Raw genomic sequence first — 21119 nt, 5'->3', positions numbered from 1 at the left:
AGAAACGGCCCATCCCCTCAGAATACGCACTAGCCCCTCGCCAAGCAAGGAATCCAGCTGTGATATACTCACCTTCACGCCGGATTCAGGTTAAGGCTCCGCTACGGGGGATCATGTGAATCAGGGAGTTTGAGGGCGACTGGGGGGGGAGTGCGAGTGGTCGGGGCCATTGAGGGCAGGGTGTCTGAATGATCCCCATCCGCTTGACAGTTTCAGTAGTGCCGAATATAATTTAACCATACTGAAATGGCGCAGGGGCACGGTCAGTCACAGGAGCGAGGCAACGGGCGGACCGCGGCTAAGAGCGGGCCGGCCCGGGAGGTCCACCATCTACATATCGGTCAGCGCCTCCGGTGGTTGAGACGCAGCAAGGGATACATCCTCAAGACGGTGGCGCGCGGCACAGGGCTCTCTCCTGCCCTCCTATCCCTGATCGAGAACGAACAGGTCGTACCCCCCATCCCCACGCTCCTGAAGATCAGCCGGTTCTTCGGGGTCCCCTTGGTCGGTTTTTTCGAGGAGCAGGCTTCCGGCGCCCTCGCGGTGGTTCGCGCCCGTGATCGTCGCCCGGTGAATCGGCGGCTCTCAAGAGATGGCCATCCGGTGGGCTACCAATATTTCTCTCTGGGGCACCTCAAGACGCGCAAGATCATGGATCCGTACTTCGTCGAATTCGAACCGAAGGAAAAGGAGGAGGTCTCCTTTTTCGACCACGAGGGGGAGGAGTTCATTTTTGTCCTCAACGGACGCCTCGAATTCAGCACGCCGGACCAAACGGTGGTCTTGCGATCCGGCGACGCGCTGATGTTCGACTCGAACCGGCCTCATGGGTTCCGATCGGTCGGACCCGGCTCGGCCCGGGCGGTCGTTACCGTGGTGGAGAAACGGTAGAATGGCAAGGCGCGATCACTACGACGCCGAATCCGGCACACGATTCCTCAATGGGAATGAGATTCTCTTCAAAGGTTGTCTCGAAGCCGGCGCAAGCCTCATCACAGGTTACCCCGGCTCGCCAGTGGCCGAGATCTTCTCGATCCTCGCCGATCAGTCGGTGCTCCTGAAAAAGAACGGCATCCGCGGGGCGCAAGCGAACAACGAGGCGCAAGCGGCCGCGATGTTGAACGGCGCGCAGGACGCAGGAGCCGAGGCCGTGGCCTTCATGAAAAGCGTCGGCCTCCACGTAGCGGCGGATGCGCTGGCCATCGCGAATTACGCGGGCACCTCGCCCGATGCAGGCGCCATGGTCGTGGTGGGCGACGATCCGGCCCTCTCGAGCACGCAGGTCGGCGCCGACTCGCGCTGGCTGTTCCGCCATCTCCAGATACCCATCCTCGCGCCGTCCACGTTCCAAGAGCTGAAGGATTGGATTGCGTTGGGGCTTGAAGGTTCGCGCGAATCCGGATTGATCGCCGGCTACTGGATCACCACGCCACAGGCGGAAGGCGGGGCCACCGTGGCGCTTCATCCGAACCGGCGGCCTCACGCGGATACCCGTTCGCCGCGCAGCATCGACACCCACCGGATCCGTCTGGATCGCCGCGTGAATATTCCGCCGAATTCAAACCGGAATGAAGAGGACATTCTGAGAGGCCGCCGGGACAAGCTCCACGCCTGGGCACGGCGAAGGGGCATCGACAACATCGTGCCCGAAACGCAGGAAGCGAGCTTCGGGATCGTGGCCTCCGGCGCCTGCTGGCTCTATCTCCACGAGGCGCTCCGTTCGCTCGCGATTGAAGAGAAGCCGCGCCTCCTCAAGCTCGGCCTCCTCTATCCCATGGAGCCCACGATTCTGCGGGAATTCGCCGACGGGCTTTCCCACATCTACGTGGTGGAGGAGAAGGGCGCGTTCATCGAGGCACAAATTCGGCACCTCCTTCGAGATCGCACGGAGGTGCATATCTGGGGCAAGCAGTTCGAATTCGGGAATGGGTTTGCGGAAGCCGGCGGCCTCTCGTCCGGAACGATCGCGCAAGCGCTCTCCGCCGAGCCGCGAATACGCGCGATGGCCGGATCCAATGGAAAGGCGCTGCCCACCGCATCCGTCCAGAGCAGCCCCCCCTCCGGAGGCACCCTGCCTTTCGACATCAAAGGCAAAGCGCGAGTGGATTCATGGGGTTCAGCCGGAGCGCGCGCACCGCAAGGAGGGAGGCCATTCCAGGGAATTTCAGGCCGCGATGGAAACAGTTCGTCCGCGGCGACGGGACTTCCGCCCCGCTCGCCGACGTTTTGCCCCGGATGTCCGCACCGGGAGACGCTCTCGGTTCTGAAAGACCTCGGCGATCGGAGACAGAATCCGATCGCGCTCACCACCGAGCATGGTGATGAAGCTCCTTTCTTGTTTCATGGCGACATCGGCTGTTATTCGATGGCTTATCTCCCGCCCTTCAGAACGATGCACAACATGTCCGGCATGGGCCTCGGCGGCGCGGCCGGTGCAGGTGCCGACCCGTTCGTGAGCAATCCCCAGGTGGTGCTCATGGGAGACTCCACTTTCTTCCACAGCGGCCTCCTCGCCATCTCGAACTCGATCAAGGAAAAACAGAACATCACGTACATCATCCTCGACAACAAGAACACGGCCATGACCGGCCATCAAGGCACGGCCGCCTCCGACTTGAACGTGATGGGCGAACGGATCCCCCCCCAGGAGATCGAACGGATCGTGAAAAGCCTCGGCCCGGGTGTGGACGTGCATCGCGCGCACTCGCCGAACCGCGAGGCCTATCGGACGCTTCTGGATTCGCTCACCCGACGGACGGGCACACACGTGGTCATCTCGGACAAGGAGTGCGGGATCACCTTTCACCACCGCAAACGCGCCGCGCAGCGCGAGGTGATCCACCGTCACGGCTACCTGCCGGTGGAAGAGCGCATTCAGATCGTTCCGGAGGTCTGCGAGTTCTGCCTGGCCTGCACCCAGGCGACGGCCTGCCCTGGCCTCACATTCGTGGATACCGACTACGGCACTAAAGTGGCCATCGACAAGTCGACCTGCGTATCCGACTCCTACTGCACCCAGATCAAGGCGTGTCCCTCGTTCGAGAAGGTCGTCATCCAGAGGAAGGGACCGCCGACCCTTCCCGATCCCCTCCTTCGGGACGCCCCGGTGCCCCTCCAAACGTTCGCGTTCCCCTGGCGGATGGTCGCGGCCGGCGTCGGTGGCATGGGCGTCGGACTCATGGTCCAGATCCTCGCGCGGGCCGCGGAGAAGGACGGTTTCCGGATCCATTTCATGGAGAAGAAAGGACTCGCCATTCGAAACGGCGGCGTCGAAGCCCACCTCACGCTCGACCGCCGCGAGCAAGTTCACTCACCGGTGGTGCCGGAGGGCAGCGCGGACCTTCTGCTCGGCCTGGAGTCGCTCGAAGCCGCCCGGGGGCTCCGGTACGCGGGGCCGCAGAGCACCGCGGTGTTGAACACCCACCCGATGCTGACCGTCGAAATGCTGATCGGCGACAAGGCCGTTCCGGGGGATTGGGACCGGCTTTTCGCGTCGACGGTGAAGACCCTCCTTCGGGCCAACCTCTCGCTTCTCGCGGAGGAACACCTGGGATCGAAACTCTTTTCGAATGTCATTTTGCTTGGATACGCCTACCAGCTCGGCCTTCTTCCGCTGCGGGAGGCGCACCTGACGGAAGCCCTCCGGGAAACGTTCTCCAACGAGATGGCGGAAAAGAACCGGCTCGCATTCAAGATCGGCCGCTCGGCCGCACTGGACGGGATCAAGACGAAGTCCCTCCCCGCGCCGGTGGGACTCCGGGAATGGGTGGGACAGCGTGCCCGATCCATCGAACGGAGCTTCTTCTCCCGCGCCCGGGGCTGGCGCGAATCGCAGGAGTTCCGGCGGCTGATCGACAAGACGCTGCCGAGGCTCATGCTCGCGGAATCCGACCGGCGCAAATTCATCCGATACACGGCCGACCTCACGGAGTTCGATGGAATGGATGCGGCAAGGACCTTCGTACACACGGTGGTGCGGATCTCCGAAAAAGATTCCGCGGATCGTGGATGGGCGGCCACTCGCGCCGTGATCGAGAATTTGTTCCGCGTCCTCCTGATCAAAGATGAAGTCTACGTGGCCCACCTACTCACCCGACCCGAGAAATACGAGAAGGACCGCGCGGCGCTCGGGCTCGGCCTGCACGATCGGGTCCGGTACGTCCACTACAACCGTCCCCGCTTCACCGTGTTTGGTCGCGATTTCGAGTTCAACGTGAACGCGCGCGACTGGATGCTTCGCGCCATGAGGCACATGCGCTTTCTCCGGCGCTGGCTCCCCGGCTGGCACGAACGGGAAAAACAGTTTGCTCAATGGTATCTCGACCACGTGGTAGGCGGATTTTTCGTCGGGGCCTTTCCCGACTACGACGCTGCCGTGGCCGCGCTCCGAATCCCGGAAGAGGTTCGCGGCTACAGGGAAATTCGATACGCCAGGATGGACGAAGCCTTCGAGAAAGCCCGTCGGCTCCAGATGAAGAAGGCCTCCGGCATCTGACGGCGACCCCCGCGCCGGTCGGTCCGGCATGATGCCGGCCGTACTCTCGACATTTCCGGCGGAGAGGATGTCCGCGATGAGGGAGAGAGTACACGCTTGCCCGCAAACCCAATTCGGACTACATTCCACGAATGTTGATTCGAGGCATCCCTTTTTGCCTGCTCCTTGCCGCCCTCTTTGCCTCTTCGGTTCCACCCTCCCATGCTCAGGCTCCCAAACCTGAAGTCACCCTCCGATGGGGCTCGCTTGCCCCCCAAGGCACGGCCTACACGGATTCGATGGAGATGTGGAAAAAGCGTCTCGAAGAAAAGAGCAAGGGCCGGATCAAGAATATCCTTTTCATGGGCGGCGTGGTCGGCGATGAGCCGGACATGATCAAGAAGCTCCGCATCGGTCAACTCGACGTGGGCGGCTTCACCATGAAGGGCACCTTCTCCGCGCTCAACGAGCTGACCGTGTTCGGCCTCCCTTTCCTTCTCGAAGACAACGACGAAGCCGACTACGTGATGCTTTCCCTCTTCAACGAAATCGACGCCCTGATGGACAAGAAGGGCTTCAAGCTCATCGGCCTGGTGGAGGAAGGGTTCGACCTGCCCTACTCCAAGAACAAAATCGAATTGCCGGAGGGCTTCCGCGGCCAACGCGTGTGGAACTGGAGCACGGAACCCGTGGGCATGGCCACCTTCAAGGCCCTCGGCGTGGAAAGCCCGATTCAAACGCCGGTTCCCGAAGTGCTTCCCTCGCTGCAAACAGGGCTTCTGAACGTGGTGACGGCCAGTCCACTCGCCGCCGTCGGAATGCAATGGAGCACGCAGGTGAAGTACGTCTACGACATGAATCTCTACTACGATCCCGGCGTCGTCCTCATCAACAATTCAAGCTGGAACAAAATGCCGGCGGACCTCCAGCAGGTGTTCCTTGATACGAGCTCCGAACTCTCGGACTACTTCTTCCAGCTTGAACGGCCCGACCAGGAGCGCTCCATGGAGGCGATGCTGAAGCACGGCATCCAGCTCGTGAAGCCGGACCCGGCCGCCCTCCAGGTTTTGAAAAACAAGACGCAGCCGGTGTGGGACGAACTGGCGGACAAAGTTTATCCGAAATCGCTGCTGGAAAAGATCCTCGTCGCGAAAAAGCAGTGGGCCGAGATGAAGTCCAAGGGCGTCGCGAAACCGCCCCGGAAGCGCGTCGTCGTCCAACGCGTCCGCATCAAGTAGCCCCGCACCCCGTCCACCTCCCTTCCTTCCGGCAGCCACAGGCTTCAGCACGCGTCTTCAGAACGGCCGGGTCACCTGTAGGTGTGTTCGTGCCTGCGACGGATGCCGATCAAGACGACAGTCTTCGCGGACTCGTCAATGTCGTAGAAAATCCGGTAGTCTCCGACCCGCAGTCGATGAGGCGCAAGGTATCCCTCGATCGGAACGGGCGGCCTCAGCATTCTGTACTGCACGGGTTTAGGGTTGACCGCCAGGGATTCCAGTTTGCCCACAAGAAGCACGCGTTCGTTCCTGGGAATGCCCAAAAGGAACCGCTCGATCGCCCGTCGATTGCGATCAGCCGCGTAGACCAGTCTGTAGGGGCCCATTCTCGTAGGTAAGGGAGAGGTCGGCTAGCGCCCGAGACCCACTCGACGGCGAAGTGAGCCCCCCCGGAAAGGCACTCCCCCGCCCTTGCGGTATGCCCGGCGGGATCGTTCAACCTCGGCGGTCCATTCGCTGTCGCGAGCTTCTTCCATCATCTCGATAAGATCGACGGCATCGTTGTAGCCAAGGATGACACGCTTGGGTCGGCCACGCTCCGTCACCACAACCGGTCGATCACCTCGCAGGTATTTTGAGAGATGGGTCTTGAGGGTCCGCACCCCGATGTATTCGGCACGCAATAGATCCATCATCGCCATTCCCTTATTGTAGTCACAAATAGGACCACATTCAACTCCCGGCGAAAGGCACCATTTCCATCCCAGAGACAAATATGACAATGAAAGACCTGACCCCGCACTTGCTCAATCCTACTTGGAAGTTTCTACTCCCCTGAGAGGCGCCAGTCGCTTGAGCATGACTTGAAACTCTTCCCCAGTAAGAACATCGTCAATAGCGTCATACGTGCAGCATACTGAAAGTCCTGTGTTCTCCTCAAACATCACGCGCGGCATCTGAGTCTGCTCACTGACGGCAACATCTCGATACGTGAGATAACCGGAAATCAGGCCGACCAACCGAGGGCCACCTATTCCTGAAACAAGATTCATGTGCGACGGGGCAGTGAATACCGGCGACCCGCTGTTCCCAGGAAAGGCTGCCCCATCCAGAAGAAACTTCCGCCCTGGCCCAATATCGCTGATATGCCCGACCCTCATGATGGGCCGTATCCCTGCTATCTCAGATGCTCCAGGCTGGTAGGCAGGGAAAAACACCTGCATAAGTCCGCAGAGGTTCTTGCTCTCCAAACAAAAATCCTGAGGAATGGATTTGAGGTCGTCGACGCCGGGCTGGTGCAGGAATGGAATGGCCGCGACATCTTCGCTGGGATGGAACACCCACTCCAATTCGTCCTTGAAAGTGGTCTTGATCTCTCGAACGCTCCGAGTAGCCAGGCCCCCTCCAACCTGTCGGAAGGCCACCAAGAGATCATCGTTGATTACATCAGTCCCGCCCTTGAGCACTACGTGTTTGGCCGTTATGACTACCAAGACTCCCATCGAAGCGACCAGGAATCCGGTCGCACATGGCGTGAAATTCTTCTCTGCCGAACCCGTCCCCAAAAAGACGACACTCTTTCGGATCGATTCAAGGGCATCCCTAAAGCCTTCAGGATGAAGACTCTCGCTTTCGCTAGATGACTCAGACTCACTACTCACTTTGCGTGTGGTGCTCCTCCGGTAGGTCGCCAACCGTATCCTTTCGAGAGGCAATTCTACAAGGGTGATTCCCGACCCACAAGAGCAACCCGTAATGCGCTACACTGCGCGTCGAAATGCCCGGAATGGCGATCCTGACTCTTTCGCTGTGGCCGCCCGTGGTGGTACTGGTCGCCTCTTTGGCAAGCGGAGGGATGGTGTGGCCAACGCTGATCGCGGATCACGTGGGCTGCATCGGCATTCCCCGGATTTCGATGCGGGAGGCAGGACTCGCTTCCATGCCCACCGCACGATGGATCATCCTGACCCTGGCGACTTCGGCGCTGATCCTTCTCGCGTTTCTGGTAGCCGGCTTCCTATTACGATCCCGAGGGTTCCAGCCACCGGCAGACATGCAGGCATTTCTCTCGACGGAGCCATGGGGACTGTTCGGCGTGTACTGGATTCTGGTAAACCCGTTCGCCGAGGAATACTACTGGCGCGGGTTTCTCCAGCCGAAAACAGGTCTCATTCGTACCTCGGCATGCTTTGCCCTGATGCACTACCCGCTCTACGCGGCCTACGTCGGATGGGCAGGGGCGCTTCCCAGCGTCCTTGCACCACTGGCTGCCGGATTCTTCTGGGGTTGGCTGAAAAACCGCTCGGGAAGCCTCTGGCCCGCCCTCATTACCCACACCGCCGTCAACGCAGGAATGTACATCGCAGCCACGATGCTCCGCGGTTAGGATGAAGGATATCAACGGTGTCGAGCACTCCAAAACAAAAGCCCTCCCGGGCGGACCGGAAGGGCTTCGATTGGTTTGGTTTTCGGCTGGGCTACTTCTTGGCCGGAGCCTGACCGGCAGGGACCGGCGGCGGGGGCGGCATCATGACTCGAATGGCCTGTGCCCACCACTTCCCTGATTTCTTGACCATTACACCGGTGGCGTGGTGTTTCATGGGCGGCATCGGCTTCCCTTCCGGACCCGTCATCCCGGACATCGTCGCATCGCCATCGACCACCGCGACGTCCGGCTTGATGAACATCACGTTCGTGACGGTCAGCTCGCCGGTGCCGTTCTTCATCATGTCGGACTGAAAATGCTCCGCCAGCAACATCTCAATCTCGACGCGACCCCGGGCCATTTTGCCCATGGGGTCCATGAGATCCCCATCCTCGGACATGAACGCCGCCGCGGCCTTCGCGTCATGCTTGTTCATCCCGGCGACGTGTCCGGCCCACGCCGCCCTAATCGCGTCTTCATCTTTTGCGTGTTCCCCACCACTCGCCAGCGCTGGACCAGCGATCATGAGGAAAAGGACTGCTGCAAAAACGTGTTTCATATGCTTACCTCCATGGAGCGATCTCGTATCATAAGGAGGCCAGTCAAATCAAGACCGCTGTTGTCCACATAAGGCGATGCCTTCGCGGATGACTTGATCGTATCGGGTGGAATCCCCCTCCGCGGAGACGCGGGCCGACTCAGGAAAGTGTTTTCAGCGCGTCTTCGTTGATCTTGATTTTGGATTTGTCTTTGAGCGTCTGACGCCAGTGGCGGAGGAGTTCGAAACGTTTCAATCGAGAGAGATCGTCTTGGGCCTCGGTCCTGTCCTTCACCCAATCGTCCTTTGTGGGCAGCTTGAGTTCCACGAGCCGCAGGACGTACCACTTCCGCCCGACTTGAACCGGTTTGTCCGGCCATCTCTTCTCGGGCGACAACCCGAAAACGGCTACCTTGAAATCCTTCGAGTCTCCGATTCTTGAAATGGACGGAGTCTCCGCGGAAAAAAGGCCGGTCTCGAAGGAGACAGGTGCCCCGGCTATCTTCAGCGACTTCAAATTCTTCGCGCCCCGGGCCTTCGCCAGAAGGGTCTCCGCCTTGAGGCGCGCGGCCTCACCCGATTTGTCCTTCAGCCAATCCGCGCGGACCCGCTCCTTCACCTCTTCGAACGCCGCCGGGCGGGGCGCCTCGATTTCGGCCACGCGGATTAGGAAGTATTTCCCGCCCGTATTGAGCGGTGGACCGATCTCGCCCGCCCCCAGGAGGAACGCTTGCGCCAGAAAATTCTCCGCATCCGAAATCCCGTCCACCGTCCCGTGGCGCGTCAGCCAAGAGGTTCGCTTTAGCTCCCATTTCATCTCGCCCGCCCTCTTGGCCAGATCCTTGGACTCGCCCAACGCCTCAGCCGCTTTTTGCACGGCCGACTGATCGGGAAACTCGACAAACTCGACTTTCCGTTTCTCATCCGTCTTGTAGGAATCCTTGTGCGATTCGAAATGGGCCTGGAGGTCGGCGGCCCCGGGCTTCAGGGTCTTGGCCACCTCATCCGGATCGATTTCCAATACTTCGACGTTGGCCTGAATATTTTTCATGAGCGAGGCGCGATCCACCGCGGCCGCAGGCACATAGGTGAGGGCAGAGAGCAGGTTTTGGACCGCTTCCAACGAGATGGAGTCGCGTTCGGAGGCTTCGAACTGCGCCGGATTGGTTCCCGCCTGCTGGAGAATCCGCCGGTAGCGCTCCATACTGAACTGGCCCTTCTCCTGAAAATACGGACGGCCTTGGATGTTCTCCCTGAGTTGCTCCCCGCCGACCTTGAAGCCGAGTTCCGGCACCTCGGCGAGGATCAGCCGGCTCTCGATCACATCGTCCAGAACCTGTTTCGGCAGGTTGAGCTGCTTTCGCTGCTCCGGTGTCAACTCGGAATATCGGTCGCGAACCTGGTCGCGGTAGATCCGCGAAATTTCGAGTGTGCTGATGACCTCCCCGTTCACTTTCGCGGCCACGAGCGCGTCCTGCTGCTGGCCCACGTTCGACACGTCGAGCGCAAATCCGATGATGAACACGAACGCGACGACGCCGAACACGATCTTGACGTATCGTCGGAACCGCTTGCGCCGGATGAGGGTCAGCATGGGTCCGAGAGGGGGGAGGCGGGAGACGAGAGGCGGTTCATGAGTAGATCTTGTCGGTGCCTTTTTCGATACGTTCGCGCATCAAGGCGTAGGACGAGCGAACCACCTTCAGCACCGGCTTGCGGACAAGAGTCGGAATCCTCATGAGGCCGTTCTCATTCGCGATAAGGTCCAAGACTTTCTCCGTCGCATCAAACTGATCTTTCATGAGCTTGTCCAGGACTTTCCGATCCGGGAACGTCTTTCGCACCAACTCTCCATACGAATCGGCGGTGGCGCCCATGAGGGGTCCGTAGATTTTCAGGCGCGCCTCATACTCTTCGTGAAGGAGCGCCTTCAGTTTATCCAGAGACTCGTGATTTCGATCGGCCCGGAGGAAAAGCTCATTCAGTTTCAGATAGGCCTCCATGGACTTTTCAATAATATCGTCCACGTTCTTCCCGTTGAATCTCTGCGCTTCGTCGAGAATCATTTCGAATGAACGGCGCCCCCTCTCCGTCCCGCCCATCTTGACGAACCACCCGAACAGCTCATCGGCCACCTTTCGCACGATCCTACCCAGCGGCCCGCCGAACACGTCCCCCAGCTTTCCTTCGAGGTACTTGAAACTTTCATTCAGCTCCCGGTCGAAATCATCCATGATGATTTGTTTCGCCTTGGATCCGGTTTTCGACTTGGATTTCGCCGCCGTTTGTTTCGCCATTCCTCTCCCTCTCGTATCAGCGATGCCGATCCTGCATGGAGATTACATTTCCCGCCTGCTGCGCCGGCCGAAGTTCCCTGAGCAGGACGTCGAAGAACCGATAGTCCATGATCATCCCGAGGTGGCCCACGAAATCCACACCGACATTCCGGTCGGCCTCCTCCCAGGAACCCCGCCCCTTCGATCGGACGAAGAAGTCGTTCGGAGAGTAGATATTGATGAAGCGCACGCCGGCCGGCTTCTCCATCGCGTTGAGTTCCCGGCAGAAGCGGCTTTCCCGAAGCGTCCGGCTCATCTCGGCCATGCTCCGGATCACCGGCAGGTAGGGAGAGATCCGCGTCCCATCGTGGGGCGCTCCCAGGGTTATGCACGTGGAAACTTTCCGGCTCCCTCCGCCGGCCTGCACGTAATACCGCACCACCAAACCGCCCAGGCTATGGCCGATGAGGTCCACCTTCTCGGCCCCGGTCTTCTCCAGCACGCGATCCACGTATCGATCCAGCTTGCCGACTGTTTTCTTGATCGATTCCGGCGTGAAGTAGTTGAACAGGTGAAACTCCCGCCCGTGCGTTTTCATGTATCGGCGCATCTTATGGTAGACGTGCATCGTCTGGCCGAAACCGTGCACCGCCACGATGGGGTGGCCGACGCGATCTCCTGAAAGCGGCGGATGGGAGTCCAACGCGTCTTCAAGCGGACCGAGGAGCAGGATCCAGGTGAAATCTTCCAGGAGGTAGATGAATCCTTCGACGTGGACGCGGAACCGGTCGAACGCCGACTGACGGCCGTTCGTCCCATCCGCTTCGCTGCGGGGACGATGAGTGGAAGGATCATGCGATCTCAGCATCGTTCGACTCAAAATTTCAGCCCGGACTTGTTCCAATCGTCCAAAAACCTCTTGAGCCCCGCGTCGGTCAGGGGGTGTTTCATCAGTTGCTCGATCACTTTGAAGGGGATCGTTGAACAATGAGCGCCGGCGAGGGCCACATCGATGACGTGAAGAGGGTGACGCAGGCTGGCGGCGAGAATCTCCGTCCGGATGCCGTAGTTCTTGAATACGGTGACGATCTGCCGGATCAACTCCACACCGTTTTGCGCGATGTCGTCCAGCCGGCCGATGAAGGGGCTGACGAAGGAGGCACCGGCCTTTGAGGCCAGGAGCGCCTGGGGGAGCGTGAAGATGAGGGTCGTGTTGATTCGGATCCCTTCTCCCGATAGTCGGCGGATCGCCTTGAGGCCTTCCGGAATCATCGGCACTTTGACGACCACATTGTCGGCGATCTTGGCCAGCTTCTTTCCCTCGGCCACCATCTTGTCGGCTTCCGTCGCCACGACTTCCAAACTCACCGGCCCCTTCACAATCGCGCAGATGTCCTTCACCACGTCGTGAAAGTCGCGCTTCTCCTTGGCGATGAGGGACGGGTTGGTCGTGAGTCCGTCCAGGATGCCCCAGTCGTTCACCTGGCGGATCTCTTCAATGTTCGCGCTGTCCAAAAATATTTTCATCGTCTAGAGGTCGAAACCAAGGCCTACGATTATGGCATCTTCCACAAAATTGTGCAGCTCCGAGTGAATGTACACGTTCGGTGTGATGAAATAGTCGAGACCCGCGAACAATCCCACCGGCACGGTACGCGCGCCGTAATCAAGTTTCGCGTTGTTGCCGGACAGCTCCGACAAAAACGTGTCCGAGTAGGCGATCCCCATGAACGGAATGAAATTGCTGATGCGCTTGTGGAGGATGAGCGCCGCCTGGACCTCCCAGTAATTCAGATCGAAACTCTCATTTTCGCTTGAGATGTACGCGTTGCTGTACGTGTAGGCCGAGTGCAATTGGAAACTGATGTCGGGTCCCGCCTCGAGGGAATCGACCACCCGGAAAACCGCCCCCCCCCCGACATAGGGCTTCATCGTCCCTTCGTAGTTGTTTTCGTCCAGACGCAGATCGGCGATGCCGAAGAGGGCGTAGGGGTTGAGCCAATCGAGAATGTTCCCCTGGGCTTTGAGCACGATGGGGCGGATGGAGGTCAAAACGGCCTTGTCCTCGTTGGCCGCTCCCGCCTGGCTTAATCCCTCCTTGAATTCCACATCCCGCTGAAAAACGCCGGAATTGACCGAAAAGCCGACTTTGTGGCGCCCGAGGACCCCGGCGGGCGCGCCGACATTGTCCGCCCGAACCGACGCGACCGGGAGAAACAGCGTCAGAAGCGTCGCCGCGCACAGGCGGCGCACAGGAAGTGCAGGCCGTGCCGGAAGCGACCAGGACGGTCGACCCGGCCGGCGAAGGGGGACGAAGCGTCCGTGCTTCGGCATGGCTTTCATGCGCGTGCGAGTATCACGGGCAAGGGGGAAGAGTCAACCCCGCACCTATCCTCTCGCTCGGCGGCAGCGGGTTCGGGTCTGGCGATCTGAAAGCATCGGGGTGTCACCTCGATCCAACCGGGGAAAAGTATTTGCCGGGATAGGTGCGGGGTCAACCGGAACGGCGGCGACGCAGGAAGAGCCACGCCGCGAGCGGGGCGAGAAGGTCGAATAGCCCGCCTGTGCCGGACGAGGAAAACGAATATGCCGTACACCCCCACGCCGGCTCCGACGCCGGCTTGGACACCGGCGTGGAGGCGCCCGATCCAGCCCCCGTGCTGTTCGTCGACTCCGTCCCTTTTCCGATGGCGGTCTCGGGCGCGGTGGAGATGTCCGTTTCGGACGCGGCGGGGCAACCGGCGGCCGCGCCCGAAGCGCAGAGGCGGACATCGGATCCGTCCAGCCGAATGTTCGTCAAAGCCACATTCGCCCCGGAATCCTTCCGGAGCCCGTCGATGTACGGCGCCGAGGAAGGGTCACTGTCGCGCTTAAACTCCGTCTTCGTGCCCTTCGGACCCGGAAAGAAATCCTCCGCGGTCCCCTGATTGTGCTCCCGTTCGTCCGCGTCCAACTGCTGGGTCCCCCCGTGGGCCTCTTCCACGTCCACGCACTTGTGTTTCGGATCGGCGTTCACCGTGTTGTCGTCAAATCCCGCCTCGCAAACCTTTTCATCGATGTGGGTGATCAGCAGCCCTTTCCCTGACATTCGACTGTCAAATCCCACCGGCTGCCGGTTTTCAAGAAGGAAATATTGGGAATCATCCGGCCCATTCGCATCGATCCGGATCGCGTCCTCGTTGGTTTCAACGGGCATGAGCCGGGCATCGCAATCATCCTTCGCCAAGGTGCGCGGTGTGAGCCATCCGAGGAGCGCCTTCTCCCAGGCCAGGAAATGTGTCGGTTTGAAGGGGGATTCATTGTCGGGACCGTACGCGCCGGTGCCCATGATGCTGTAAATGCCGACGCCGTCGCTGGAGCCGCGACCCGTGTCGTACAGATCCGGCAATTGGAGGATGTGACCGAACTCGTGCGCGATGACACCGATGTTCACCGATCCTTTTTGGGAGCACGGATCGCGCGCCGGCCCGGTGCAGCTCCGCTCGGGAACAACGATGAAATCCCGCACGCGCACCCCGTCCACCACCGGGGAGTTCGAGAGCATGGTCATGGAGGACCACAGGTCGCGCTTGAGGCTCGACTCCTCGCCCCCCAGCCCCGGATGGACCACCATGAGCGCATCCACAAACCCGTCCCCGTTCCCGTCGAACTGTGAAAAGTTCACGGTCGAATCGAACTCCTTCACGGCGTCCCGGGCAAGGGTTAGGGAGTTCGGCTCGGAGGGACACAATCCCGATCCCTCGCCGCAGGATTCGTTCACGTAACAGGAATAGATCGGCGTGCTCCCGCACTTGCTCGATGATGACGTGGTGATGAAGCGCCAGCCGAAAGCCTGACCGGAAAGTTTCAGTTTCCCGTAGGAAACTTCCTCATAGTATTCCCGCATGCTACCGGTGGAGATCGAGCCGACGAAGGTGTCCTCGATTTTCGACACGGGGATGCCCGAATCGTGGGGGTTGTCGTTGAAATCCACCAAGAGAATCAGAACGCGAATCTCGCCGGGGGGGCGCACGTCCCGAATCGCCGGGCGGGGTGTCACGATTTGTCGGGGCTCGGGGCGTTCCGGGAGCGTGAAATCGCGCCGGCTCACATTCGGCATTCCGAGCTGGGGCACCGCTCGGCCCGTGTGCAAGAATCGACCCGTAAGGGGATCGAGCAGGGACGGACGCGGCCGGAAGGCGCACGAAATCGGCCGGGGATAGGGGGCAAGACGGGATCGAGCGAGAACTTTCTTCTCGGCGGCCACGGACGGGCATGAGGCGGGGTCCGAGGGAGCGGCGTACTGGCGGGTTTGCGATTCGTCCCCACCCCCACAACCCAAACACCCGATGAGAAGCGCGGCAATCGGCGTTCGCGGGTTCAAGATCACTTCAGCCTCTCCGGGGAAATCACTTCGGCGCGCTCGACTGAAAATCGATGCGTTTCCTTCTTGTCCTTCGCCCCTTCCGAGCCCGCCGGCACAATCCGGCCCTGGAGACGCACCCTCTTGCTGAGGAAGTCCGACATCACCGTTCGTCTTGGAGTATCCGAACCCGGCCTCGGCGGCGCCACTTCGAGGGGAAGCCACGGCGCCACTTCGAGGGCCGACCCTCCATCGCGTATCTCAAAACGCGCCCCCTTGAAATAGGATTGGCCCGCGTTCTTGAGAACGCCCTCCACCTCGACCAGAGGGATCGACACGAACTCTTCCGGCGAGCGCACAAGCTTTTCCAAGGACACCTTCAAAGGGTCCTGCGCGCCCGCAGCCGCGAGCACGCCCGCGACAATCAATAAACAGATGGCTCTCATCTTGGATTCGTTTCGCGACCGTTCCAGGCATCTTCCCCGCTCACCCTTCCGATGTCAAACGGCCCTCCCAGGCCGTGGGATGGATCCATTGACCCGCAAGGGGGAATCTTCTAGCATCCCCCTCGTGAGCGGCGACCTGAAAACCATTCTCAAAAATATTAGATTTGCGGACGATGCGAAAATCGCCTCCCAAATTCACGAACAGACCTCCGCGGTGCATGCTCGAATGGCCGGAATCAAACGAAAAATCCTCGTCATGAGCGGCAAAGGCGGCGTCGGGAAGAGCACCGTCACCGCGCACCTCGCCACGGCCCTGGCCGCCCTGGGAAATCGGGTAGGAGTGCTGGACGTCGATTTCAACGGCCCGTGCCTCCCCAAGCTGCTCGGCTTGAATGGCCGGTCCCTAGCCTTTCGGGCCGATGGCGCGACACCGATCGAGGGACCTCTGGGCATGAAAATCGCCTCGCTCGATTTTCTCCTGAAGCATGGCTCGCCTACCCGGTGGAACGGACCCATGGAGCTGAGTCCCGTCTGGCTCGGCACCCTGGAATACACGGTCCTCCGGGAACTGCTGGCGGACATCCTATGGGGCGAACTGGATTGGTGGCTGGCCGATCTGCCCCCGGGCGCCGCCGCGGACAAGCCGCCCGCCCTCATGAGTTTCATTCCGGATCTGGACGGCGCGGTCATGGTGACCACCCCCTCCGCGATCGCATTGGACGTGGTGCGCCGATCCGTGGCCTACGCGCGGGATTCCGGCATCCGGCCGCTTGGACTAGTAGTCAACATGGCGGGAAAAACCTGCTCCCACTGCGGCCACGTCGAGAATATCTTCGAGGGCGGGAACCTGAGCGCAGAGCGCCTGGAAAACATCGCCGGTGAGCTGGGAATCCCCCTTCTCGCCGCCGTCCCCTTCGATCCGGCCGTGGGCGCCGGGCCGGAGCATGGGAAGATTCCCGCGCCGTTCAGTGAGATCGCCGCCAAACTTGCGGGACTTCTGGAAGGGTCCCAAGCATCATAAGAGCCGCTAACAGATTGCCGATTCGTAGGGGAGCATCTTCAGATGCTCCCTCTTGTCCTTGCCTCCTCGTAGGGGAGCACCTACAGGTGCTCCCTCTTGGTTGCTCCCTCTTGTTGGGAGGGTCTGAAGACACTCCCCTACGCATTCTGTTAGACGCACTAAGGCTGACGAAGGGAGGACCGCCGTGAAATTCGTTTGTCGATCCTGTGAAACGTTCATGACCTATGCGGAGCAGGAGAAGATCTCCGATGGATCGCTCGGTATAACATTCTCCTGCCCCCAGTGCGGCCACCGATTCTCCATGGTGACGAATCCCGGTGAAACCCAGATGGTAAACGCACTGGGTGTCAAGGTTGGGGGGCGCGACGCCCCGGCCCAGCCTCTCGAAATGACCCGCCAGTCCCTCGAAACGAGTGTCGAACGTCGAACGTCGAACGTCGCACCGAGCACAGGCGCAGGGTGTCCTTTTCCGCAAATGCTTGCAGCCGACGAGGCAAAAAAGCCCTCGGTGGAGCCTCGCCCTTCCCTCGCGTGGACTACCGATGCCGAACTCCGCCTTGAGAGAATCCCTCTCTTCATACGCCCTATGGTCCAGCAGGAAATCGAACGAGTCGCCCGGCAGCGAGGAGTCACCCTGATCACCGAGGACCTCCTCCAAGAAGTCCGTGAGCAGATGTCCCCAAAATAGGCTTCCAGCACTGAGCGATCAGCATTCAGCTGTCAGCTCACCAGAAACGCATCAGAATCAAGGCCCATTCCTAAACGTCCTGTCCGTACCCAGTGACCAATCCTTCCGGAAGCTGACCGCTGAAAGCTGACCGCTGACAGCTATTCAATCCCAACGCGACGACACGTTGGGAAAAGAACTAATTACCCGATGCCGGTCCCTTTTGTCCCCAATTTCCGACAGCCCGCATCGATACTTGAACAATCTATTGATTTCAATGGATTGCAACCTGTTTCCCAAGGCTTTGGCCATCACCTTGCAGGGTTAATATCGGTTGACAGGTAATCATGATACTGATACGTTTGCCCAGATGGAGGGATCAATGAGACACAAGTTCAGACTAGGCGTTCTTCTCGCCGCATTTCTCGCCGTTTTCGCGTGTTCGTCCGGAGGGAGCAGTTGCAACAGCTCCTGCCTCGGATCGAGTTCAAGCTCAAGCACCGCGCCGGCCAAACCGCTCACCGTCAAAATCCCCTCCTTCGACGTGGACGCGGACGGCAAGTGCGACCTCTGCAACTCCTTCGACCTGCGCATCGACAACACCCTCCTCGATTACCTCAACCGAACCCTGAACTGCCTCCTCGGCAAGGAAGACCGCTGCAACTACTCCAACCCCGCCAACAAGGACGCCGAACTGAACATGACCAAGAACATCCTCGCCGGCCTGGTGACGGATCTTCTCGGCGGCAGCGGGGATGCGCTCTTCGAATTCAAATTCGGCCTCGATCCCTTCATCCCGGACATGTGCCTTGCGCTCTACATCGAAGATCTCGACAACGACGGCAAGTCCCTCGACTACACCGTGCGCGAACTCGGCTTCAAGCCGGACATGGACAAGAAGGCCCTCGCCGTGGTGGTGGACCTCGCCCCCATGTCGGCCGACTTCAAGTTCCGCGCCCCCACGCGCACCGGTGAGGCGGATTGCGCCGTCCAGGAAGGCGGAGGCCCCAAACCCGATCCGACCGATCCAAGCCAATACGTCGCCGATCCGGCCAAATTCGTCACGGTTAACGCCAAGGGCAACATCCCCAATCTCACTCTCTCGCTTGCCCTCCGTCCCCTCGGCGGAGATCCCGTATCCGCCGACGCAAACGGCGAACCGCTCCGGCCGCTCAACCCCGGCACCAGCCTCGCCTTGGAACTCCCGTACGTGAAAATGGGGACCGGCTTCAACATTAAACTGGAGCTTCCGAGCAACCCCGATGCCCTCTCGAAGAAGTTCGCCAGCCTCCTGCCCTTCCTCGAGCTGAACCTCAAGCTGGAACTCACCAACGAGTTCGACAAGGCCGTGGCCAAGTACTTCGGGCCCACGCCGATCATGGATGCCTCCAGCCTCCTGGCCGGCCTCACGGGCGGCAGCGGCAGCAGCCTCATTCCCGGCCTCGGCGGCAGCTCGTCCACCACGTCCACCGCCTCCACCTGCTCGGCCTCCGGCGGCATCGAACACCCTCTCACCAAAGGGTGCATCACGCTCAACCTCGGCTTCAACTTCGATTTCCTCGCGGATTGCAACGGGAAGAACTCCGGATTCTGCGATCCCAAAACCGAGAAGGGCGGCGTCGAGCTCAAGGGCGGTCTGGGCATCGGGCTCGACTATCCGAAGGAGTTCAACTGCGTCCTGCGGCCGCCCTCCGCCGCTCCCATCATCACCGAGATCACACCGCTCATCTTCTCCAACCAGATGCTCGGCATCGGTCTCCACCAAGACGTCCTCAGCGCCGTCATGTACAACGCGCTCACCTCCGGCGTGGCCTGCATCGGGATCGATGCGGCTCTCGTTTCGACCCTGATGGGATCCCTCGGCAGCGACTCCAGCAGCCTGGGGGGCATCAACCCGGCGGACTTCTTCAACACGGACAAGATCGGGTTCCTCTGGGGCGACCTGTCCAAGGCCTTCCCCAACGCCGAAGTGAAGTTCAGCATCGCTCCAAAACTCGTCGATCCGAAAGACGGCCGCTACGTTCAGCTTGAAGACACTCCGACGCTGTTGATCGGCGGCAAGATCCTCAGCGCCAACGGGAAAGAAATCCAATCGGACATCCTCGCCCGCATCCCCCATCTGGGATTCGGAATCCAAGTAGACGTGGACCGCGCCAAGAATTACCAGACGGCCGCCGAAGTCGACCTCGGAATGGATCTCGGCGTCGGCATCGACGTAACCCGCAAAGTGAAGAACGATCAGGGGCAACCCATCAAGGACAGTCAGGGAAACCCGAGCTGGACGATGGTCCTCGGCATCGGCATCGAGAACGCCCCGGACATCAAGGCGTTCACCTTCAACACGGAAGTGTTCGACAAAGCCAAAAAACCGCCCCACCAGTTTGTCTCCGATCTCTTCGGCCTCCTCATCGGCGTCGTGGCGGGTCTCGTGGGAGAGATCGAAGTGAACCCCAACGAACTCCTGGGCATGACGCTCCCGATGTTCGACCTCATCATCGATCCGATGGGCGATGATAAAGATCCCTTCCCCATCACGGACGATCGGGGCAACACCGTGGCGGACGACCAGGACAAAGGCGACTACCTCGGCATCGGCCTCAACCTGCTGGACAGCGAGAACGACGCCGACACGGACCCGGACATCATCGGACCGAAGGACCTCTGGAATCTCGTGACGGGCTTTCTCTGCGAAGCCGATCCCGCGAAGGCCATGGACGGCATGTGCAAGCCGATTCTCGCCCAGCTCTGCAGCCTCTGCCCGCAGGCCGGCACGTGCAGCACGGTTCGCGCCAAGTACTGCGCGAAGCCGCCCTCCGGCGACACCGTCTGCGCCACACTCCCGAATCCGACCTGCCCCAGCGCCGCTCCAGCGCGCCAACAACCGATTCCCGACTACGCGGCCCTCGAGCCGGACACCTTCGTCCAACTCACCGACGGGCGTTTCGGCGATCGGCTGGTCCTGAACGCCTTGGAAACCAAGAAAGCGGGAATCACCACGTTCGACTCCGTCCTCGATTTCGCGGGTGAGAACGGCGCCAAGGATTTCTCGTGGAAGCTCGATTTCGGCCCGTGGCACATCTACACGGGCGACCGCTACGCCATGCTCCCCGGCCTGTACGAAGGTCTCCACCGCCTGGAAATCAAGTCGCGCTCGGCGGACAACATCGTCGATGCCTCGCCCGCCACACTCTACTTCCGCGTCGACTCCGCGGGACCGGACATCCGCCTCCTGGGCACCCAGAATACGATCGTGCGGGAAAGTCCCAAGTTCACCGTATCCGTCAACGATGTCCAGACGCCGGAAGAGAAGATTCTGGTCTCCTACAGTCTGGATCGGAATGCCTGGAGCGAGTTCTCCGATCGGCGCGATCTCAAGTTCCGTGATCTCGCCCTCGGCGACCATGAGCTGAAGCTGCGCGCCAAGGACGACGCGGAAAACGTCAGCGAAATCTCCCACCCGTTCCGCGTGCAGGAAGACGCGCCAGGGGGCGGAGGCGCCTGCGCGTCCATCCCCTTCGGATCATCAGCGCCCATGGGCTCTGCCGTCCTTCTCCTGATCGCACCCCTCCTCTGGCTCTCTCGGAGGAAACTTGGTTGGTAGGCTTTGGAGGGCCAACGCCGCGTTCACCCTTCGACAGGCCAAGGGCGAACGGCTTTTTTCCGCTCGTGCTGAGCGCCGTCGAAGCATGAGCGGGAGGGCACTCTGATGG

The 21119-nt window shown here is 60.5% G+C and carries 18 protein-coding genes; 7 read left to right on the top strand and 11 right to left on the bottom strand.

The genetic code is table 11. The features are described from left to right. The first annotated feature begins 246 nt into the window (after positions 1 to 246). The 3 genes from HYT87_17135 (at position 247) to dctP (ending at position 5712) form a co-directional block, all read left to right on the top strand. The gene (locus HYT87_17135; protein ID MBI2061466.1) at positions 247 to 891 is read left to right on the top strand and encodes a cupin domain-containing protein; all 645 of its coding nucleotides are present in this window, start codon (positions 247 to 249) and stop codon (positions 889 to 891) included. Position 892: 1 nt separating this feature from the next. After that, the gene (locus HYT87_17130; protein ID MBI2061465.1) at positions 893 to 4495 is read left to right on the top strand and encodes a 2-oxoacid:acceptor oxidoreductase family protein; all 3603 of its coding nucleotides are present in this window, start codon (positions 893 to 895) and stop codon (positions 4493 to 4495) included. A 131-nt stretch (positions 4496 to 4626) separates the two neighbouring features. After that, the gene (gene dctP / locus HYT87_17125; GenBank protein MBI2061464.1) at positions 4627 to 5712 is read left to right on the top strand and encodes a TRAP transporter substrate-binding protein DctP; all 1086 of its coding nucleotides are present in this window, start codon (positions 4627 to 4629) and stop codon (positions 5710 to 5712) included. Positions 5713 to 5783: 71 nt separating this feature from the next. Here the strand turns inward: dctP and HYT87_17120 are convergent, their stop codons facing one another. The 3 genes from HYT87_17120 to HYT87_17110 all read right to left on the bottom strand — a co-directional run bounded on the left by HYT87_17120 (position 5784) and on the right by HYT87_17110 (position 7388). After that, entirely contained in the window at positions 5784 to 6080 is a 297-nt protein-coding gene (locus tag HYT87_17120) for a type II toxin-antitoxin system RelE/ParE family toxin (protein MBI2061463.1), read from the bottom strand. 24 nt (positions 6081 to 6104) lie between these two features. Next, positions 6105 to 6389 carry a type II toxin-antitoxin system Phd/YefM family antitoxin gene (locus HYT87_17115; GenBank protein ID MBI2061462.1) on the bottom strand — a complete coding sequence of 95 codons (285 nt, stop codon included), beginning with the start codon at positions 6387 to 6389 and terminating at the stop codon, positions 6105 to 6107. A 117-nt stretch (positions 6390 to 6506) separates the two neighbouring features. Beyond that, positions 6507 to 7388 (bottom strand): trypsin-like peptidase domain-containing protein, encoded by an 882-nt coding sequence (locus HYT87_17110; protein MBI2061461.1) that lies wholly within the window; start codon positions 7386 to 7388, stop codon positions 6507 to 6509. Positions 7389 to 7480: 92 nt separating this feature from the next. Between HYT87_17110 and HYT87_17105 the strand changes: the two genes are divergently transcribed. After that, positions 7481 to 8080: a CPBP family intramembrane metalloprotease gene (locus tag HYT87_17105; protein ID MBI2061460.1), complete on the top strand. Its 600-nt coding sequence runs from the start codon at positions 7481 to 7483 to the stop codon at positions 8078 to 8080. Between the two features lie 91 nt (positions 8081 to 8171). Here the strand turns inward: HYT87_17105 and HYT87_17100 are convergent, their stop codons facing one another. The 8 genes from HYT87_17100 to HYT87_17065 form a co-directional block, all read right to left on the bottom strand. Further along, positions 8172 to 8678 carry an SgcJ/EcaC family oxidoreductase gene (locus HYT87_17100; protein ID MBI2061459.1) on the bottom strand — a complete coding sequence of 169 codons (507 nt, stop codon included), beginning with the start codon at positions 8676 to 8678 and terminating at the stop codon, positions 8172 to 8174. 139 nt (positions 8679 to 8817) lie between these two features. Further along, on the bottom strand, positions 8818 to 10251 hold the full coding sequence (locus tag HYT87_17095) for a SurA N-terminal domain-containing protein (GenBank protein ID MBI2061458.1): 1434 nt from the start codon (positions 10249 to 10251) through the stop codon (positions 8818 to 8820). Positions 10252 to 10288: 37 nt separating this feature from the next. After that, the gene (locus HYT87_17090) at positions 10289 to 10954 is read right to left on the bottom strand and encodes a hypothetical protein (GenBank protein ID MBI2061457.1); all 666 of its coding nucleotides are present in this window, start codon (positions 10952 to 10954) and stop codon (positions 10289 to 10291) included. 16 nt (positions 10955 to 10970) lie between these two features. Further along, the gene (locus HYT87_17085; GenBank protein ID MBI2061456.1) at positions 10971 to 11801 is read right to left on the bottom strand and encodes an alpha/beta fold hydrolase; all 831 of its coding nucleotides are present in this window, start codon (positions 11799 to 11801) and stop codon (positions 10971 to 10973) included. An 8-nt stretch (positions 11802 to 11809) separates the two neighbouring features. Further along, positions 11810 to 12460 carry a fructose-6-phosphate aldolase gene (gene fsa, locus HYT87_17080; GenBank protein ID MBI2061455.1) on the bottom strand — a complete coding sequence of 217 codons (651 nt, stop codon included), beginning with the start codon at positions 12458 to 12460 and terminating at the stop codon, positions 11810 to 11812. Positions 12461 to 12463: 3 nt separating this feature from the next. Beyond that, positions 12464 to 13276, bottom strand: a complete 813-nt coding sequence (locus HYT87_17075) for a hypothetical protein (protein MBI2061454.1) — start codon at positions 13274 to 13276, stop codon at positions 12464 to 12466. 151 nt (positions 13277 to 13427) lie between these two features. Continuing rightward, complete coding sequence (locus tag HYT87_17070; protein ID MBI2061453.1) at positions 13428 to 15302, bottom strand: M6 family metalloprotease domain-containing protein; 1875 nt, start codon at positions 15300 to 15302, stop codon at positions 13428 to 13430. Continuing rightward, on the bottom strand, positions 15299 to 15721 hold the full coding sequence (locus HYT87_17065) for a hypothetical protein (GenBank protein MBI2061452.1): 423 nt from the start codon (positions 15719 to 15721) through the stop codon (positions 15299 to 15301). Before HYT87_17065 ends, HYT87_17070 begins: the two co-directional genes overlap by 4 nt. Positions 15722 to 15845: 124 nt before the next feature. Here HYT87_17065 and HYT87_17060 point away from each other — a divergent pair, with 124 nt between their 5' ends. From HYT87_17060 to HYT87_17050, 3 genes are all read left to right on the top strand, one after another. Continuing rightward, positions 15846 to 16742, top strand: a complete 897-nt coding sequence (locus HYT87_17060) for a P-loop NTPase (GenBank protein ID MBI2061451.1) — start codon at positions 15846 to 15848, stop codon at positions 16740 to 16742. 184 nt (positions 16743 to 16926) lie between these two features. Beyond that, positions 16927 to 17430, top strand: coding sequence for a PCP reductase family protein (locus tag HYT87_17055; protein ID MBI2061450.1), 504 nt, complete (start codon positions 16927 to 16929; stop codon positions 17428 to 17430). Positions 17431 to 17791: 361 nt separating this feature from the next. Further along, complete coding sequence (locus tag HYT87_17050; GenBank protein MBI2061449.1) at positions 17792 to 21010, top strand: hypothetical protein; 3219 nt, start codon at positions 17792 to 17794, stop codon at positions 21008 to 21010. Positions 21011 to 21119: the final 109 nt, after the last annotated feature.

The sequence above is a fragment of the Nitrospirota bacterium genome (assembly GCA_016180645.1).
Lineage (GTDB): Bacteria > JACPQY01 > JACPQY01 > JACPQY01 > JACPQY01 > JACPAV01.
The sequence above is the reverse complement of the archived record's forward strand: the minus strand, read 5'-3'. Positions and strand labels throughout refer to the sequence as shown.

Excerpts from the sequence above, each read along its gene's own strand:
- HYT87_17115 (MBI2061462.1), bottom strand. The coding sequence starts at position 6,389 with ATGATGGATCTATTGCGTGCCGAATACATCGGGGTGCGGACCCTCAAG.
- HYT87_17130 (MBI2061465.1), top strand. The coding sequence starts at position 893 with ATGGCAAGGCGCGATCACTACGACGCCGAATCCGGCACACGATTCCTC.
- HYT87_17050 (MBI2061449.1), top strand. The coding sequence starts at position 17,792 with ATGAGACACAAGTTCAGACTAGGCGTTCTTCTCGCCGCATTTCTCGCC.
- HYT87_17120 (MBI2061463.1), bottom strand. The coding sequence starts at position 6,080 with ATGGGCCCCTACAGACTGGTCTACGCGGCTGATCGCAATCGACGGGCG.
- HYT87_17085 (MBI2061456.1), bottom strand. The coding sequence starts at position 11,801 with ATGCTGAGATCGCATGATCCTTCCACTCATCGTCCCCGCAGCGAAGCG.
- dctP (MBI2061464.1), top strand. The coding sequence starts at position 4,627 with ATGTTGATTCGAGGCATCCCTTTTTGCCTGCTCCTTGCCGCCCTCTTT.
- HYT87_17105 (MBI2061460.1), top strand. The coding sequence starts at position 7,481 with ATGGCGATCCTGACTCTTTCGCTGTGGCCGCCCGTGGTGGTACTGGTC.
- HYT87_17075 (MBI2061454.1), bottom strand. The coding sequence starts at position 13,276 with ATGAAAGCCATGCCGAAGCACGGACGCTTCGTCCCCCTTCGCCGGCCG.
- fsa (MBI2061455.1), bottom strand. The coding sequence starts at position 12,460 with ATGAAAATATTTTTGGACAGCGCGAACATTGAAGAGATCCGCCAGGTG.
- HYT87_17065 (MBI2061452.1), bottom strand. The coding sequence starts at position 15,721 with ATGAGAGCCATCTGTTTATTGATTGTCGCGGGCGTGCTCGCGGCTGCG.
- HYT87_17090 (MBI2061457.1), bottom strand. The coding sequence starts at position 10,954 with ATGGCGAAACAAACGGCGGCGAAATCCAAGTCGAAAACCGGATCCAAG.
- HYT87_17100 (MBI2061459.1), bottom strand. The coding sequence starts at position 8,678 with ATGAAACACGTTTTTGCAGCAGTCCTTTTCCTCATGATCGCTGGTCCA.
- HYT87_17095 (MBI2061458.1), bottom strand. The coding sequence starts at position 10,251 with ATGCTGACCCTCATCCGGCGCAAGCGGTTCCGACGATACGTCAAGATC.
- HYT87_17135 (MBI2061466.1), top strand. The coding sequence starts at position 247 with ATGGCGCAGGGGCACGGTCAGTCACAGGAGCGAGGCAACGGGCGGACC.